This is a genomic window from Roseobacter sp. MED193 (genome assembly GCF_000152965.1).
Classification (GTDB): Bacteria; Pseudomonadota; Alphaproteobacteria; order Rhodobacterales; family Rhodobacteraceae; genus Pseudophaeobacter.
Genome location: NZ_CH902583.1, coordinates 3,484,606 through 3,501,934 on the forward strand (window position 1 = coordinate 3,484,606; position 17,329 = coordinate 3,501,934).

Consider the following 17,329-nt stretch of genomic DNA (forward strand, 5'->3'; position numbering starts at 1 on the left):
TTCAAAATGGGTTAGTCGCCGTCCAGTGAATTGAACCCGGCCAAAACCCCAAGGGAGGGGCCGAGATCGCTTTCGATCAGAGCTCGCAGGTCGTTGACCTCCTGCTGAAGCGCTTCAAGGCGGAAGCGATTGGCTGGGTCGGCAACCCCTGCCAGGCGCGGATCATCCAGTCGCAGAGCCCGCAGTATTGGCTTTTGGAAGGCGGTCTCCAGTCGGGCTATCAGGTCTTGATCTCCATCAGCCAGGGCAATGGCCAAAGGCTGCAACGATTGTAGCGCCAAAACAATGTGATGTTGGCTACGACCCGAGCGCCAGGCCTCTGCACGTTTGGGGCGTGGCTTGTCAAAGCTGCCCAAGGGACGGCCCAATCGCATATCCGCCAGCAGTTGCAGGCCTGTATTCAAGGATTTGTAGAGCTCTTGCTTGACTTCGGTTTCGTCCTGATAGCGCCCCGATGCGCTGCGCATCTGATCGGCATAGGAGTCCTGCCAATCCCGATGGATCGCGGCGGTATTTACGGCAATATCTTGGGCCATTGCGGCGGTGAGGGCACAGCGGTACTCATGTGGTTTGGCGCTGGTGAAGTTCTGATCAAAATACATGAACTCCAGCGCATAGAAACCGCGCCCGGCAATGGAGGACTGCGCAATACCTTCCGGGGTTAGCAGGGCGGGGTCGGCGCTGCGCAAGTGCTTGGCCAGTGTTTTCGGGGTCTTGCCACGACTGTCAGGCCAAAACGCCAAGGCAAAGGCACGATTGTTTGTCTCTGTCGGGCCAAAGCGCAGGTGGCTGACCCGAACCCAGGCGTCAAAGGCCTGATGATAGGCGTCGCGCAGCGGGCTGGCGCCTGGGCGGCAGATGGTCTGGGCGATTTGGGCCAGATCCTCGCTGCTCTCTGCGAGGGCCTGCATCGCGGGCAGGACCTGATCGTCAAGGATTTCATCCACAATATCGGCCCTCACCAGGGAAGGGGTGAAGGCCGCGCCGATGGCCAGTGCAAATATAATATGTTTCAAGTCAGAGGCTTTCCAGAAAACGTATGAGGGCGGCCCGGTCATTGGGGGCAAGCGTTATCACCCGATCACGGGCGGGCTCTGCTTCGCCGCCATGCCAGAGAATGGCCTCAAGCAGAGTACGGGCGCGGCCATCATGCAGATAGCTGGCCATTGGATTGACCTGTTTGGTCAGACCAATGCCCCAAAGCGGGGCCGTGCGCCATTCTTGGCCTGTGGCGCGCCCCTCGGGACGATTGTCCGCCAGATCTGGCCCCATGTCGTGCAGCAAAAGGTCGCTATAGGGCCAAATCAATTGAAAGCTGTTCTCGGGTCGGTCGACCAGGCGTTGGGTCACGTATTTAGGCCGATGACAGCTGGCACACCCGCTGCTGTAAAACAGCTCTTTTCCGCGTAAAACCTGTGGATCATCGCTGTCGCGACGGGCTGGCACCGCGAGATTTCGGCTATAGAATGTTACCAGATCCATATTGGCCTGATCGATTTCGTTGCCCCGAATGTCCCCGTCACCATGCTGGGCGGTCAGGCAATGTGTCTGGCGGGCGGTGCAGTCACCGGCGGGGTTGGGGAAAAGCGGCGTAGAGATGCCAATATCACCGGAAAAAGCTGCAGAAGATTGCTGATGTAGCGTCGGCATTCCTGCCTTGTAGCCAAAGCGACCCAGCATGACCTGCTGAAACTCGGGCGACCAAGCGAGGTTAGGGCGGCCAGAGATACCATCGCCATCGCTGTCGGTCTCATCTGCATATTCAAGGATATCAGCAGTTGAAATTGCCTCTAGCAGGCCGAGACCAATCATCGGGGGTGCCAGCCTGGGGGAGAGCATGGCCTGCGGATGGAGTGGCCCATAGCCGAGCTCTGCCGCGCTATAGTGGGGGCTGCGAAGGGTGGCGGTTTCGCCCCCGGTCAGTTGGACCTGCCGTGGGCTGTATTGCACGCGAAACCGATATTCCGGTGCCAGACCGGGGCGAGAGAAATCCTGGAGCTGAGTGCCATAGTTGGGATCGGGCGCGGTACCGATGTAGTCTGTCACCGCCTGGAGTTGGCGCGGCACCTCTCCTGGAATAGAGATGCGTAGAAACATCGAGGCAGAGCGATAGGCGGGATCTTCAGGAACGGTCCCGCGCCCATCCTTGATGTGGCAGCGTTGGCAGCTGCGGGCGTTATACAGCGGTCCTAACCCATCAGAGGCCAGGGTCGAAGCGGGGGAAAAGACCCAGATCTTCTTGAACAACCCGTTGCCGAGTTTGAACTCCAGTTCCTGTTCAAACGAGAGATTGGCGCTGTGCTGCGAAAAAGCTTCGTCGTCTCTGCGCGCGCGTGCCGTCGTGGCGCCGGCAGGGTTCTCTTCAAAGGTCTCAGCTTTGGTGAAATCCTGCGTTGGTGCTGTCACTTCCGCAACGCGGGCCCGTTCAGCGGCGCTGCGGGGCAGGGTGGTCAGGTGGGGATCCCCAAGCGGCAATACGGAGAGATCAAGGGGTGGGGCCGCTCTCGGATCAAGGGCAGAAGCAGAGGAGGCCGCCGCAAGCGCGGCAGCCAGAAGGAGCTTACTCTTCAACCGCTTCCATTTTGGTGGCGTTGAGTTGTGCATAGTTTTCGGCACCAATCCGGTCGTGCAGGTCAAGCTGAGTTTCGAGGAAGTCGATATGCCCTTCTTCGTCTGCCATCAATGTCTCAAACAGTTTCATGGTGACGTAATCACCTGCCTCATTGCAGACTTCTCGGGCTTCCTTGTACAGCGCGCGGGCGCTTTCTTCGGCAGCGAGATCGCACTCCAGAGTTTCTTTTGGGGTCTGACCGATGCGCAGTGGATCCAGCTTTTGCAGATTGGGGTGACCGCCTAGGAACAGGATGCGTTCAATCAGATCATCCGCATGCTGCATTTCTTCGATGCTTTCTTCACGGCTCTTTTTGGCCATGCTGCCCAGACCCCAGTCGTCCTGCAGACGATAGTGGAGCCAGTACTGGCTGACGGCTGTCAGCTCATGACGCAGCGCTTTGTTGAGATAGTCGATGACTTTGGGGTCGCCCTTCATAGGTACTCTCCTGAATTGCTCGGCGGCGCAGATTTTGCAGCTGCGCAGGTACTGTCATCTTATCATTGCTGCGCATCGTGTCGAGGAAGAGTGGCATGCATCCGCCACAATCTGCCGCCTTGCCAAGGGCATGGTAGATTTTTCCGGGTGTGATGATGGTGTCTGGGTCGGCATTTCGCATCCAGTCGATGGCGGCGTGGATGTCATGGTCTGAGATCGCAGTGCAGTGACAGATGATCATTCGAGAGGTCCCTGGAGTGTGCCGTGCCGAGGAGTCGTTTGGTTGAGGCAATATCTGACAAAAACAATAAGGATGCAAGGGAAGGCTTATTGTTTTTGTCAGGTAATAGGGCTGGCCAAAAAAAATGGGTCGCAAAACTGCGACCCAGAGGTAGGTTAAAGCTGGTGTCTCCGCTGGGGTGGGATACAGAACACCTGCTTTGATGGGCCAGTGTTACCCGCCTAGAGGGATGATCAGGTTGAGGCCCAAGATGGTGTCCTTGACGCCGCCGTCATCCTGAAATGCCAGGGCTCCGCCGAGCGCGAGGCCATTTTCAAACTCATACTCAGCCGCAAGTGAGTGCAGGTCAGTTTTACCCGCTGTATCCATATCGCGCTGGGACAGGGTGCCCGACAGGGTCCAGTTTCCTATGGCATAGGCGGCGTTCAACGTTACAAAGCTGGCGTCATCGGCTGTGCCACCAAAATTGCTGAATGCTGCGACCTCGGCAAAGAGATCAAGGCCATTGCCAAAGGAGTGGCCAAGGCCAGCGACAAAGCCTTGCTCGTCATCCACATCGCCGAGGCTGGCGCTGAGGTGACGCGCGCCAATATGGAAACGGGTGTTGTCCACTTCATGGGCCCACTGGATCGCAAAGTTGTCCAGTTCCCCGGTGTTGCCGGCACCTCCTGCCGAGGCGCGGTTGCGGCCACGATCTTCCCCCCAGGAGCGGCTGAGCGAGGTGTCATCGGCAAAGAAGACGCCAAAAGAGAGCGTGCCAGCGCCGTTGAGTTCAACATCGGCCAAAATACCCAGTTGCTCGGTCAGCTCATAGTCTTCGGACAGGGTGCCGCCAAAGAAGCCCGCTGCGTGATCCCAGGCCCCGCCAAAGACAGGGTGTAGTTTACCAATCGACAGGGTTGTCGACTCGCCGATGTCAAAGCTAAAACCAAGCTCTTCCACATAGAGGCCCATGTCCTCAAATGTGCGGTCTACGGTTGGATCTGTGACGCTTTCGCCTGTCAGTGTCGAAAAGATCGCCATGCCGTTGCCAAATGTGTAGGTGCCGGTGGCAGTGATAATGGCATAGGTATTGCGGATTTCATTGGCGGCCACATCAGACGATATGACCTGTTCATTGCCAATTTCGATCTCGCCTTCCCAAGTGAAACCGTCGGCGAGCGCAGCATTTGCGCACAGGACGACGGGGACGCTGAGGGCCAGCGCCGCATTTGTTTTGACTGTCATTTACCTGTTTCTCTCTGATGAAGCGACCGGACCGAAGGGAGGTCAGGTCGCCCTTAGGGTTACGTTATGAAATAACGTAACGATTCACTATTCGAAGACCGCGGAAGGATTGTCAAGACTGTCGGAGCCTTCGATTTCCAACCCATCCAGGCTGAGCAGCGTGACAACGCGTTCAATCGACCTTGTCTGGTCTACCAGCCCGTTGACGCCGCCCATGATCAGGGCTTCGCCTGCGGTATTGCCCTGCGCCAACATCTGGTCGTAGGAGAGGCCCGCCTCAGCAGTGGATTTGATGCGACCCAGCGCTCGCATGGTCGTGGCCAGTTTCATCCGCATCTCACTGTCCAGTGCGGGATCGGCGGCAACAACCAGATCGGAAAGCGACGGCCCAGAGATCATCTCCCCGTTCACGCGGATATATTCCCCCAGGTAGATATTTTGTACGCCCAATCCATCGTAATAGTGGCTGTTGTGGGTGTTGTCGGAAAAGCAGTCGTGCTCTTCTTCCGGGTCATTCAGCATCAGCCCAAGGCGCATACGCTCCCCGGCCTGTTCCCCGTAAGACAGCGAGCCCATCCCGGTCAGCATGGCAGAGATGCCAGCGCCTTCATCGGCGAGCAGGGATATGCGAGCATCTCCGGCTTCATCCCATTGCGCGGCCATCCATTCCAGGTCGGAGACCAGCAGCGCAGTGGCGGCTTTGAGGTAGTCACCGCGACGGTCGCAATGGCCATTGGTGCAGTTGTCCCCCGAGGCGTAATCGGTCCAAGAACGATTGCCCGCGCCATGGTCAGTTCCGTTCAGATCCTGGCCCCAGAGTAGAAACTCAATCGCGTGGTAGCCTGTGGCCACATTGGCCTCGACGCCATCGGCCTCATGCAGGGTTTCAGAGAGCAGGGCGGGAGTGATGGCACTGGTGTCGATCGCTTTTCCAGAGAGATCAAATGTCGGATTGGCGATGACGTTCAATGCGGCCAGAGCGTTTTCATCACTGGGCCCTCCATAGGTGGCATCCACATAGTCAATCAGCCCTTCGTCCAATGGCCAGGCGTTCACCTTGCCCTCCCAATCATCAACGATGGCATTGCCAAAGCGGAAAACTTCGGACTGCTGATAGGGAACGCGCGCGGCCAGCCAGGCCTGACGCGCAGCTGTCAGGGCCTCGGCGGAGGGGGTGGCAATCAGGGCGTCTACAGCAAGTTGGAGGGTGTGCGCTGTGGCAAGGCTGTCTTGATATTTCGCTTGGGCAATATTGGCATAATTGGCCAGAACTTCGGCTTTCTCGGTTGCCAGCCCAGGTGTGGCGCAAAGAGCGAGACCCGCAAGGGCGGAGCTGGTGAGAAACAGATTTTTCATTTTGAAATCCTTGGATGGGTTGGCATGGGAAATCTTGGCTGGGTGGCGCTGTGTTGGTCAGTGCAGTGTGGCTGCCCCCGGCCGGTAGCACTGCCGAGAGGGCGGCTCACCGGTGAGGTGTTGCAACAGCAGTCCAGTTTGCGTGGCCAGGAGGCTGAGCGCCTGTGCCTTTTGCGGCGTTACGATTAGGGCAGCCAGCAAGTCTGCATCTGCGGCCCCGCCCTCAGTTGCGGCAGCGACAAGGTTGGCCAGGCAATTTTCATCCGCACCGAGGCAGGAGCAGGTCATACCGTGTCGTATCAGGGGGCGGCGCCCATGCGTGACGCAGAAATCGCAGAGTGCCCCAAAGCTTTCCAAGGTGCTTTTGGCCAGGCTTGGGCCCATAGCTTGTCCGAGCGTTTGAAATAGGTCTGCACGCGCCGCTGCTCCACTGAACCAAGCGCGAAAATAGCGCACGACACCAGCCTCTAGCGGGGGTAAATCGGCGAGCAGGCCGACGGCAGCGCCGCCACGTATGGAAAGCTGTGGCGCGGTCATTTTGTCAAGATTAGTTTTCCAGCCCGGGTGATCCGCAGGCTGTAGATCTGGCCATTGAGAAGAATGCGCGCCTGGATGCCGCCGCGTGTCAGATCCTCTGCGTGGTAGGTTGGGAAAACTTCGGGGGAGGCAGTGGTTGCCACTGGATCAGATGTCATCTGGTTCATGAGGGTCGCCCATTGTTGAATTCCGCCTTGTCCAAAATCCATTCCAGACAAAGCCCGGAAAGGGCGCCGCTGGGGGCAAAAACCGGAGCCCAAAGCGCGTCACGTTCTTCTGCCTCTGCAGGGCGGCTTCGGGGCGTATTGGTCTGAGGGGTTTTGATCGACATAGGTGGCGATTTCTATTTGTGTGATGCGGGTTGAGGCTGGCCTAGCGAGTCAGGTTGGCTGGGAGTCTTATACCTGATTAAAACAATCAAGAAACCCTTTCTGACTATTTTTGTCAGAAAAAGTCACACGGCCCATGTATGTTTCCAGACTGGAAGCAATCACCGCAGGGGCGCGGCAGGTGCTGGGGCGCCGGGACGGCGTGTTGCCAAAAGGAAAACCCCACCTTTGAAAAAGGCGGGGTTTACAGGTCTTGGCGCGCTGGCACGCGCCGGGTTGGCCTCTTGAGCAGGCGGCGTGATTTAGTCGCGGATGCCTGCGAAACGGGCCTGCCATTCTTCGCGTTGCTCATCAGTGATCTTGGCAAAGAGGTTCTCTGGAACGGAAAAAGCATGTCCCACAGGCAGGGCTGAGAGAGCGGCCTCGACATCCTTGGGCCAGCTGCGGTCGTCGCAGTTCAGGGCCTGCATCAGGACCTCTGAGGCATTGGGGATAAAGGGGCTGCTGAGCACCGCGTAGAGCCGGATCAGGTTCAGCCCGAGACGCACCTGGGTGGCCGCCAGCTGGGGGTCGGTTTTGAAGGTGGCCCAGGGGGCTGTGCTTTGCAGGTATTCGTTGCCGGCAACCCAGATCGCGCGCAGTTCCTGGGCGGATTTGCGCACTTCCATGTTTTCCATATGTTGCTCATAGGCGCGAATACGGCTGGTGAGATCGGCGATAAGCGCCTGTTCCGGTGCGCCATAGGGGGCAGATTCTGGTACGGCCTCGCCGAATTTTGAGCGGCAGAACTTAGTGATGCGGCTGACAAAATTGCCCAGAACATCTGCCAGATCCTTGTTCACCGATTGCTGGAACTGCTCCCAGGTGAATTCGGAATCCGAGCTTTCGGGGGCATGGCTGAGCAGCCACCAGCGCCAGTAGTCGGCGGGCAGGATTTCCAGTGCCTGATCCATGAAGATGCCGCGTCCCTGACTGGTCGAGAACTGGCCACCGTCATAGTTCAGGTAGTTGAAGCTCTTGAGGTGGTCGACCAACTTCCAGGGCTCGCCTGAGCCAAGGATGGTGGCTGGGAAGGATAGTGTATGGAAGGGCACATTGTCCTTGCCCATAAACTGCACGTATTTCACATCATCTGCGCCCATGTCGGTGCGCCACCAACGCTGCCAATCGGCATCTGTCTTGCCATTGGCCTCGGCCCATTCGCCTGCGGCAGCGATATATTCGATCGGGGCGTCGAACCAGACGTAGAAAACCTTGCCCTCCATGCCAGGCCAGTCTTCGGTGCCCTTTTTCACCGGGATGCCCCAGTCGAGGTCGCGGGTAATGCCGCGATCCTGCAGCCCGTCGCCGTCATGCAGCCATTTCTTGGCAATGGAGGTGGTGAGAACGGGCCAGTCGCTCTTGCTGTTAATCCAGGCGTCCAGCTGATCCTTCATCTGGCTTTGGCACAGGAACAGATGTTTGGTGGCGCGCACCTCCAGATCGGTGGAGCCAGAAATGGCAGAGCGTGGGTTGATCAGATCGGTGGGGTCCAGCTGCTTGGTGCATTCCTCGCATTGATCGCCGCGCGCCTTTTCAAAGCCGCAGTTGGGGCAGGTGCCTTCCACATAGCGATCCGGCAAAAAGCGGCCATCGGCATGGGAGTAGATCTGGCTGTCGTCCACTTCGCGGATCAGGCCCGCCTCGGCCAGCTTGCCGGCAAAATGCTGGGTCAGCGCATGGTTTTGTGGGCTGGAAGAGCGGCCGAAGTGATCAAAGCTGAGGCCAAAGCCCTTGGCGATATCGGCCTGCACCTCGTGCATTTCAGCACAGAATTCCTCGACGGGCTGGCCGGCCTTGGCGGCAGCAAGTTCGGCTGGGGTGCCGTGCTCATCGGTGGCACAGAGAAACATAACTTCGTTGCCAGTGGCGCGCTGGAACCGGGCATAGAGATCAGCCGGGAGCTGACTGCCAACCAGATTTCCAAGGTGTTTGATCCCATTGATATAGGGAATTGCCGAAGTAATCAGAATGCGTGCCATGCCATCCACCCGTGAATAAAGTCAGAGGCTCGTCTACCCCATGCAGGGCGGCACGAAAACCCCGGCTGAGCCTTTCCGCAGATTTTTGAAGGCCAAGCCAGCTTTGTCTTGCTTTGCGGTCCGCTCTGGCGCACCTATAGCGGGAAATCTTTTCCCAATGCCTTGAAATGTCACAGGCGCGTGACCAAGTATTCTGCATACCGTTGCATACTGTTTGCCTTTTCTGCCCCGAGGACTTTGCCCATAGATGTTTGACTACCTGTTCGACCCGGATTTTCTGCCCTTCACCTTTGCGCTGGCGCTGTTGTTTGGCCTGGCGGGGCTGGAACTGGTGGCCCTGCTGATTGGGGCCAGTTTTCTGGGTAGCGGTGAGGCAGATGGGGATCTGGGCGGGGTTGACGGTATCGATGGTCCCGACGTGCCGGAACTGGGTGATTTTGGCGGCGATCTGTCGCTGGATGCCGATGCCATCGGCGATCTTGGCGATCTGGATCTTGCGGATATCGACGGGATGGATCTGTCCGAAGGCTCTGCGCCGGTCGAGGCCGCTGGCGGGGTAAGCGGCTGGCTGGGCCTGGGCAAAATGCCGATGCTGATCTGGTTGGCGACCTTGCTGCTGGGTTTTGGCTTGAGCGGTATCGGACTGCAATTGGCGCTGAAATCGCTTATCGGGTCTGCCCTCTCCCCCTGGCTGATTGGGGCTCCGGCTGGTGCCTTTGGCATCTGGTTTGCCCGCAGCTTTGGCGCCGTTTTTGCGCGTCTGCTGCCACAGGTGGAAACCGAAGCCCTGTCCGAGCGCAGCCTGGGTCGCCGACGCGGCGTCGTCACCCAGGGCACCGCTGCCAAGGGACGCCCAGCCGAGGTGCGGGTGATGGATCGCTACGGCAATGCACATTACCTACGCGCCGAACCCTTTGCCAAAGGTGAGGAAATCACCCAGGGCACCGAGGTTCTGGTGATCCGGGACAGACGGCAAGATGCCTATGTGCTGATCCCACTTTCGGAATGAAGCTACGTGCCGCCTTAGGGCCGTGGATACACAGGCAGGTTTGAAATGGCCAAGAAGACAGCCGAACAAACAGCCGAGATTTTATTGAACGATGGAGGAATTCAAATGGATTTTCTGATTATTACTGTGCCTGCTGTGCTGGCACTCTTGCTTGTTGTTGGCCTGGTGCTTGGGCGCCTGTACCGACGCTCAACCCGCGAAGTCAGCCTTATCAGGACGGGCTCAGGTGGGAAGAAGGTCATCATGGATGGTGGCGTTCTTGTGGTGCCGCTCATGCATGAGGTCAGCCCTGTCAACATGAAAACCCTGCGTTTGGAAGTGAAGCGCGACGGCGAGGCTGCCCTGATCACCCAGGACCGGATGCGGGTTGACGTTGGCGTAGAATTCTATGTCTCGGTCATGGCGACAGCAGAAGGGATCGCCCGGGCAGCCCAGACGCTGGGCGACCGCACCTTTGACGTAGAACAGCTGCGCGAGATGATCGAAGGTAAGCTGATCGACGGTCTGCGTGCTGTGGCGGCGCAAATGACCATGGATGGGCTGCATGAAAATCGCGCCGACTTTGTGCAGGAAGTGCAAAACGCGGTTTCCGAAGACCTGACCAAAAACGGCCTTTCGCTGGAATCGGTGTCTTTGACCGCGCTGGACCAGACGCCGTTTGAGGCTTTGGATGAGAACAACGCCTTTAACGCTGTTGGGATGCGTAAACTGGCCGAGGTGATTGCGACATCAAAGATGGAGCGCGCGCAAATTGATGCGGATGCAGACGTTTCGGTGCGCCGGGCTGCGATGGAGGCGCAGCGTCAGAAGCTGTTGATCGAGCAGGACGAGGAACAGGCCCGTATCGAGCAAAAAGAGCGCGTGGAAACTATGCGTGTGGCGCAGGAAGCTGAGATCGCAGCCCGGACGGAAGATTCTGTGCGTGAAACTGAACGTGCCCGGATTGCCCGGGAAGAGGCGATCCGCTCGGCCGAGATTGAACGCGAGCGCAAGATCCGCGACGCTGAGATCCAGAAGGAGCGTGAGCTGGAAGTGGCTGAACAGGAACGCCAGATCATCATCCAGCAAAAGTCCGAAGAGGAAAGCCGCGCCCGTGCCTCAGCTGATCTGGCCCGTGCCGAAGCCACCAAGGCAACCGAAGCGGTTGCAACCGCCCGCCAGGTGGCCGAAGCTGAGCGTGAGAAGCAGATCGTGCTGATCCAGGCCACCCGTGAAGCCGAACGTCAGGCAACAGGTATTCGTCTGGCCGCGCAAGCCGAAAAGGATGCAGCCGCAGACCGCGCCGAAGCCCGCCGTGAAGAAGCTCAGGCTGAGGCCGATGCGCTCAACATCCGCGCTGAGGCGAAAAAGAACGACATGCTGGCTGAAGCCGAAGGCAAACGCGCCATTGTCGATGCCGAAAATGCCCTCTCGGCGGAGCTGATTGGCATGAAGATTGATCTGGCCCGTCTGGAAGCCATGCCTTCGATTGTCGCTGAAATGGTCAAACCGGCTGAGAAGATCGACTCGATCAAGATCCACCAGGTTAGCGGCATTGGTGCCGCAGGGGGCAATGGCAGCAATGGCCAAACAATGTCCGCCGGTGCTGGTGAAAAACCAGTGGTGAACCAGGCGCTGGACTCGATCATGGGGATGGCTGTGCAGATGCCAGCCTTGAAAAAGCTGGGCGAAGAACTGGGCCTGTCAATGGAAGATGGCGTCAGCGGTATCGCCAGTGCAGCCCTGGGCGCGGCGGCGACAAATGCGGCGGAACAGGTGCCGCCGGTTGTGGACAGTGCGGCAACCGAGGTGGAGCCAGGCGCTTCGGCCTGATCTGAAACATCTCTATGTTAAACTAGGGGCCGGAACTTCCGGCCCTTTTTATTTGCGCTCGCGTGAGCGCTTTAGCAGGCGACCAATGGTGAAAGAGGTGCGGGGCGCATAGACATAGCGGGTACGGTCTTCGACGTCCGGGGCGGGGCGCGCCTGCATCCGGGTCAGGCCAAAAATGATCAGCAGGATATGTCCGAGGGCGACAAAGGCAAAGAGCGCCGGTGGCCCATAGCTGCTGATCAGGCTGGAGGCCACATAGGGGGCTGCAATCGCACCAAGAGCAAAAAAGAACATCAAGGCGGCTGAGAGCTCAACCCGCTGTTCGGAGCTGGCAAAATCATTGGCATGGGCAGAGGAGAGCGAGAAAATCGGAAAGGTAGTGAGGCCAAAGAAACCGGCTGCTAACATGATGCCAAGCGTGCCGGATTGGCTGGCCATCATAGTAATGAAGCAGCTCAACACCGCAGCTGCTGACAGCCAGATCAGCACCCAGCGCCGGTCGTATTTATCCGCCAGCCACCCCATTGGATATTGCGCCAGCGCTCCTCCCAAAACAAATGAGGCCAGGAAAAAGGCAATCTGGTCAATCTCCAGCCCGACGTCCTGGCCATAGATTGGCCCGACCATACGGAAGGAGGCCGAGCTGAGCGCCGCGACAATCACCCCTGCAACCGCCAGGGGAGAACAGCGCCAGGCCAGCTTGGGGCGCAGGCGTGGCGCTTTGGGTGTCTCGGGCTGGCTGGCGCGCGTCAGGGTGAGTGGTAGCAATGCCGCACAGCACAGGAGCGCCAAAAGATTGTAGGAGACATAATAGGCAGGCGGCAGCACCGCGATGAACAGCTGCGCGCCCAAAGACCCCCCCATGTCCACCAGCCGATAGGTGCCCATGGCCCGACCACGGGTCTCGTTGGTGACCTTGGCATTGAGCCAGGCTTCGATCACCGTATAGGCTCCGGCCACGCAGACCCCCGAGGCAATCCGCATTGCGGCCCAGGCGTAGGGGTCATTTGTCAACGTATGGCCAAGCAAGCCCATGGCTCCTAGGGCGGTGCAGACGGCAAAGGTCCGCGAATGGCCAATGGTGCCCAACAGGCGCGGCGCCCACCAGCATCCGATAAAAAATCCCAGAAAATGCGCCGATCCGAGCAGACCAATTTGTTCCTTGTCAAACCCCAGGGTAAATCCGGACAGGGCATCCAGCGGGCCAACGCCTCCGGTTGCAAACTGCAAGAGCACGACGGAGAGGAACAAGGCGGCAAAAGACAGGATCATACGCATGGCTGCCACTCAACGCCCTAAGTCGAGTCCGGTGCAAGGGTTTTTCCGACGCAAATGTCGCAACCAGGCAGATCTTTGGACTTTAACTCTATCGTCGCAGGCCAATACGAATGCAGGGGCACAAAGGATGCCGCCTGCAGCTGCGCTTGCCCTATTTGTTGCAGCATCTTCATGGGCTGATGGAGCGGCGCGCAGCGTGAGCGGCACGCCGACCAAGTGATCGTGGTTGCAGCTTTACCAGACCGTTTTGAGCAGTGTGCGCAGAGCCGGCAGCGGGGGGAGGAGGGGGAGGTTTAGGTGGTGCGCGGCACGATGGCCCCGCCTGCCTTTTCCCAAGCGGTAAAGCCACCCTCCAGATGCATCACGGGTTTCAGTCCCATCTCCATGGCGACCTTGGCGCTCAGAGCCGAGCGCCAGGCGCTGGCACAATAAAACACATAGGTTTTGTCCTGATTGAAGACGGGTTTGTGATAGGGGCTGTCTGGGTCGATCCAGAATTCTAGCATGCCGCGTGGGCAGGAGAAGGCGCCGGGGATCATCCCGGAACGTTGCAACTCACGGATATCCCGCAGATCCACAAAGACGTAAGACGGATCCTGCGCCTTTTCTTTGGCCGCGTCGATGGACATGGTGGTTACGGTTTCATTGGCTTCGGCCAAGAGAGCTTTCACGCCCTTGATTATGTTCTGCGCCATCAGGAGCACTCCCTCGTTTTGCGGTTTTGTAATGCCTGTTTCCGGTTAAGCTCTCGCATTCCGAGGAGGAGCACAAGAGAGGCCAGTGGAGAAGATGCAACGAGGTTGCGATCGCTGATCCTTGCACCCAGATCAGGGGGCGCTAAGGTCGCAGGCAAAATGCAGGGCAGCCCACCGCTCTGCTGTCAGGTGTTAAGAAAAGGAACGCGCCATGAAGATGAATCCCTTGGGACGCACCGGGATGCAGGTGTCGGAGCTCTGTCTCGGGACCATGACCTTTGGTACCCAGACCTCGGAAACGGAGGCCCATGCCCAGATCGACTATGCGCTGGCGGCGGGGGTGAATTTCATCGACACCGCCGAGATGTACCCGGTGAATCCGATACGGGCTGAAACCACCGGGCGCAGCGAAGAGATTCTGGGCACTTGGCATAAAAAGACGGGACGACGGGGAGATTATATTCTGACGACCAAACATTCCGGCGAGGGAATGGCAGCGGTGCGCAATGGGGCGCCGATCTCCTCTGAGACGATAGCTGAGACAGTGGAGGGCTCATTGAAGCGGTTGCAGACGGATTATATCGATCTCTACCAGTTCCATTGGCCCAATCGCGGCAGCTATATGTTCCGCAAGAATTGGGACTACGATCCCACAACCCAGAATCGAGAAGAAACCCTGGACAATATGCGCGACTGCCTGGAAGCGCTGCAGGGGCAAGTGGATAAGGGCAATATCCGCGCCTTTGGGCTGAGCAATGAAAGCGCCTGGGGTACTGCGCAGTGGCTGCGGCTTTCCGAGGAGGGTGTGGGGCCAAGGGTGGCCTCTATTCAGAATGAGTATTCGCTGCTTTGTCGGATGTATGACACTGACCTAGCCGAGCTGAGCGTCAATGAGGATGTGGGGCTTTTGGCCTTTTCACCCCTGGGCACTGGGTTGTTGACGGGTAAGTATCAAGGTGGTGTTGTGCCGGAAGGCTCGCGCAAATCCATCGTGCCAGAGCTGGGCGGGCGGCATTCGCTGCGGGTTTACGATGCGGTTGCAGCCTATCTAGAGATCGCCGCGCGGCATGGGCTGGATCCGGTACATATGGCTCTGGCCTGGTGCAGAACCCGGCCCTTTATGGCCAGCGCGATCTTTGGCGCCACAAAGCAAGCGCAACTAGAACAGGCTTTGAAGTCGGTCGAGTTGGAGCTTTCTGCCGAGGTGCTGGAAGAGATCAGCCGGGCCCATCGCGCCCATCCAATGCCTTACTAAGCCGGGAAAGGGGGGGGCTCCCGCCAGCGCCAGAGGCATTAAAATGCCTCTTTGCAGTTGGGCCCGGCGCCGCGCTTTGCGCGGCGCAAAAAAGAAAGAGGATGCTGAGAGGCTTCTGAGGGGCCCTACTGCCCCTCAGAAGCCATGGCGAGTATCTTTGCGCAGGCACCGCCTCAAGGGTAAACCCTGCTGCGCAGGGCCGCAGGGCGGCCCTTGACCCGGAGCCTGCGAGGGTGACGAGATCAATGAGTGGTGGGGCGAGGGGTTTCAGGGCGCGATTGACCTGGGGTGCCAAAACTAGCCTGATCTGGGGTGTTGCGGTTCTGGCGCAGCTCTCTTGCGGAGGTGCCATGGGCGACGCGGAAGGCGCGGGCAAAACTGGAAGGTGAGGTAAAGCCCGTTGCCAGAGCGACTTCCATCAGGGACAGGTCCGTGTCGCTGACCAAGCGGCGGGCCTCGGCCAGGCGCAGATGCAGATAGTGATCCTGTGGTGTGGTGCCCAGGCGCAGGCGAAACTGTTGTTGTAGGCTGCGGGGGCTGGTGCCGAGACGATCTGCGATGGTGGTTAAGGTCAGCGGCTCATCAAGGGCGGCTTCCATCAGCGCATTGGCTTTGGCGGTCAGCGCATTGTGTTTGTGCCCGCCAAGGCGGCTTTGGGGGCGGGTTGGAACAGCGGGGCCATCATAGAGGAACAGGCCTGCCACCCGCGCGGCAAAACCGGCGCCGTGACGGCAGCTAATGATGTGCAGCATCATCTCAATTGCCGGCGTGGCGCCGCCGGAAGTCAGGCGTTGGTCCGAGACGGTGAAGCGGTCATTGCGGCAGTCAACATCGGGAAAGCGGCTGGCGAAATTCTCCAGATCCTCCCAGTGGGTGGTGGCGGGGTGTCCCTTCAGTAGGCCTGCCTCGCCCATAAGCCAGGGGCCACCGTCAATACCGGCAATCGTGGTGCCCTTGGCGGCGATGCGGCGCAGACCCGCGAGCAGGCTTGGGGTGGCTTGCTGCGCCAGTTGGAAACCTGCCACCACAATAAGCAGTTCGCAGTCCTCCAACCGGGCCAGTGGAAACCCTGGCACTGTGAGGCCACTGGTGAGCATGGGCGCCTCTTCGGTGGCGCTGACATAGTCCCAGTCAAAGACGCAGCGCCCCGCTAGGCGGTTGGCGGCACGCATCGGATCGACGGCGGCCGCAAAGGAGAGTGTGTTGCATTCATCAAGCACCAGCACCGCTGTTTTCAGCGGGCGATGTTCGGGTTGCAGGATGTTTTTTGCGGATTTCATCAACTTCGATTCGCTTAGTGTGAACTGTCTATGCCAAGGCTGAGGCAGACTGGGGGGTGAAGCAAATAGGAATCTGGGGAAGAGCTTGGGGATAACTCTAGGCACAACCCTGTACATTGCGGGGAAAACCAAAATGCCTCTGAATATGAACAAAAACGTCTTTATCACCTGCGCCGTGACCGGATCGGGGGGGACGCAGGATCGCAGCCCACATGTGCCGCGTTCGCCCGCGCAAATTGCCGAAAGCGCGATTGCCGCCGCCAAGGCAGGCGCCGCTGTGGTGCATTGCCATGTGCGCGATCCAGAGAGTGGCGCGCCTTCGCGCGATCTGGGATTGTACCGGGAAGTCACTGACCGTATCCGCGACAGCGACACCGATGTGGTGCTGAACCTCACCGCCGGTATGGGCGGCGATATGGTCTTTGGCGATGTTGAAAACCCGCTGCCAGTGAACGAGGCCGGAACCGATATGATCGGCGCCACCGCACGTATGGCCCATATCGCCGAATGCCTGCCAGAGATCTGCACCCTGGACTGCGGTACCATGAACTTTGCCGAGGCAGACTACGTAATGACCAACACGCCCGGCATGTTGCGGGCCATGGGGCAGATGATGGCGGATCTGGGCGTAAAGCCCGAGATCGAGGCCTTTGACACGGGCCATCTGTGGTTTGCTAAAGAGCTGGAAAAAGAAGGTATCCTGCAAAGTCCGGCCCTGGTGCAGCTTTGTATGGGGGTGCCGTGGGGCGCGCCCAATGATCTGAACACATTCATGGCCATGGTCAACAATGTACCTGAGAGCTGGAACTGGTCGGCCTTCTCGCTGGGGCGGGATCAGATGGCCTATGTGGCGGCTTCTGTGCTGGCGGGTGGCAATGTGCGGGTCGGGTTGGAAGACAACCTCTGGCTCGACAAGGGCGTGCTGGCGGAGAACTACCAGCTGGTAGAGCGCGCAGGCACCATTATCGAGAACATGGGCGGCAAGCTGATGGGACCGGCAGAGGTGCGCGAGCAGCTGGGGCTGGTGAAGCGGGCGCCTAAAGGCTGAATTGACAACGGCAGCAAAGGGAATAGCGTCTCAGCATTGTTTCAAAAAAGGAACTTTTGATGCGCTATTTTATTTCCGGAGCGATGCTTTTTTTCATGGCGGCATGCATATCCGATCACGAACGGGGGCCTCGAACCAAAGAAGAGAGGGTAATGGCCAAAGAGTGCACAGCCAAGGGTGGAAAGTTTGCAC

17 protein-coding genes are annotated in these 17,329 nt (G+C 58.7%); 4 read left to right on the top strand and 13 right to left on the bottom strand.

The window, feature by feature from the left end; genetic code table 11:
• Positions 1–11 precede the first annotated feature (11 nt).
• The 10 genes from MED193_RS19085 to metG all read right to left on the bottom strand — a co-directional run bounded on the left by MED193_RS19085 (position 12) and on the right by metG (position 8,760).
• The gene (locus MED193_RS19085) at positions 12–1,016 is read right to left on the bottom strand and encodes an imelysin family protein (RefSeq protein WP_039966409.1); all 1,005 of its coding nucleotides are present in this window, start codon (positions 1,014–1,016) and stop codon (positions 12–14) included.
• Between the two features lies 1 nt (position 1,017).
• Entirely contained in the window at positions 1,018–2,571 is a 1,554-nt protein-coding gene (locus MED193_RS19090; protein WP_009811414.1) for a di-heme oxidoredictase family protein, read from the bottom strand.
• Positions 2,561–3,049: a bacterioferritin gene (gene bfr / locus MED193_RS19095; protein WP_009811415.1), complete on the bottom strand. Its 489-nt coding sequence runs from the start codon at positions 3,047–3,049 to the stop codon at positions 2,561–2,563. The genes MED193_RS19090 and bfr overlap by 11 nt, the downstream gene beginning before the upstream one ends.
• Entirely contained in the window at positions 2,997–3,290 is a 294-nt protein-coding gene (locus MED193_RS22690; RefSeq protein ID WP_009811416.1) for a bacterioferritin-associated ferredoxin, read from the bottom strand. Before MED193_RS22690 ends, bfr begins: the two co-directional genes overlap by 53 nt.
• Before the next feature lie 213 nt (positions 3,291–3,503).
• On the bottom strand, positions 3,504–4,517 hold the full coding sequence (locus tag MED193_RS19105) for a hypothetical protein (RefSeq protein WP_009811417.1): 1,014 nt from the start codon (positions 4,515–4,517) through the stop codon (positions 3,504–3,506).
• A gap of 87 nt (positions 4,518–4,604) precedes the next feature.
• Entirely contained in the window at positions 4,605–5,873 is a 1,269-nt protein-coding gene (locus tag MED193_RS19110; RefSeq protein WP_009811418.1) for an imelysin family protein, read from the bottom strand.
• A gap of 57 nt (positions 5,874–5,930) precedes the next feature.
• Positions 5,931–6,257 carry a hypothetical protein gene (locus MED193_RS19115; protein WP_254655478.1) on the bottom strand — a complete coding sequence of 109 codons (327 nt, stop codon included), beginning with the start codon at positions 6,255–6,257 and terminating at the stop codon, positions 5,931–5,933.
• A gap of 149 nt (positions 6,258–6,406) precedes the next feature.
• Positions 6,407–6,577: a hemin uptake protein HemP gene (gene hemP, locus MED193_RS22695; protein WP_009811420.1), complete on the bottom strand. Its 171-nt coding sequence runs from the start codon at positions 6,575–6,577 to the stop codon at positions 6,407–6,409.
• A complete protein-coding gene (locus tag MED193_RS23000; protein ID WP_009811421.1) occupies positions 6,574–6,741 on the bottom strand; it encodes a hypothetical protein in 168 nt (55 codons plus the stop codon). The genes hemP and MED193_RS23000 overlap by 4 nt, the downstream gene beginning before the upstream one ends.
• Before the next feature lie 300 nt (positions 6,742–7,041).
• The gene (gene metG / locus MED193_RS19120; protein ID WP_039966411.1) at positions 7,042–8,760 is read right to left on the bottom strand and encodes a methionine--tRNA ligase; all 1,719 of its coding nucleotides are present in this window, start codon (positions 8,758–8,760) and stop codon (positions 7,042–7,044) included.
• A gap of 247 nt (positions 8,761–9,007) precedes the next feature.
• On the opposite strand from metG, the gene MED193_RS19125 reads away from it, so the two are divergent.
• The gene (locus MED193_RS19125) at positions 9,008–9,769 is read left to right on the top strand and encodes an OB-fold-containig protein (RefSeq protein ID WP_009811423.1); all 762 of its coding nucleotides are present in this window, start codon (positions 9,008–9,010) and stop codon (positions 9,767–9,769) included.
• A gap of 105 nt (positions 9,770–9,874) precedes the next feature.
• The gene (locus tag MED193_RS19130) at positions 9,875–11,581 is read left to right on the top strand and encodes a flotillin family protein (RefSeq protein WP_039967070.1); all 1,707 of its coding nucleotides are present in this window, start codon (positions 9,875–9,877) and stop codon (positions 11,579–11,581) included.
• Positions 11,582–11,629: 48 nt separating this feature from the next.
• On the opposite strand, the gene MED193_RS19135 is transcribed toward MED193_RS19130, so the two are convergent.
• The gene (locus tag MED193_RS19135; RefSeq protein WP_009811425.1) at positions 11,630–12,859 is read right to left on the bottom strand and encodes an MFS transporter; all 1,230 of its coding nucleotides are present in this window, start codon (positions 12,857–12,859) and stop codon (positions 11,630–11,632) included.
• A gap of 293 nt (positions 12,860–13,152) precedes the next feature.
• Complete coding sequence (locus MED193_RS19140; protein WP_039966412.1) at positions 13,153–13,554, bottom strand: rhodanese-like domain-containing protein; 402 nt, start codon at positions 13,552–13,554, stop codon at positions 13,153–13,155.
• Between the two features lie 211 nt (positions 13,555–13,765).
• Between MED193_RS19140 and MED193_RS19145 the strand changes: the two genes are divergently transcribed.
• Positions 13,766–14,809 carry an aldo/keto reductase gene (locus MED193_RS19145; protein WP_009811428.1) on the top strand — a complete coding sequence of 348 codons (1,044 nt, stop codon included), beginning with the start codon at positions 13,766–13,768 and terminating at the stop codon, positions 14,807–14,809.
• 242 nt (positions 14,810–15,051) lie between these two features.
• Here MED193_RS19145 and MED193_RS19150 read toward each other — a convergent pair whose 3' ends face one another.
• On the bottom strand, positions 15,052–16,089 hold the full coding sequence (locus MED193_RS19150; protein WP_009811429.1) for a GlxA family transcriptional regulator: 1,038 nt from the start codon (positions 16,087–16,089) through the stop codon (positions 15,052–15,054).
• A 133-nt stretch (positions 16,090–16,222) separates the two neighbouring features.
• Between MED193_RS19150 and MED193_RS19155 the strand changes: the two genes are divergently transcribed.
• Positions 16,223–17,137, top strand: coding sequence for a 3-keto-5-aminohexanoate cleavage protein (locus MED193_RS19155; RefSeq protein ID WP_009811430.1), 915 nt, complete (start codon positions 16,223–16,225; stop codon positions 17,135–17,137).
• Positions 17,138–17,329 lie beyond the last annotated feature (192 nt).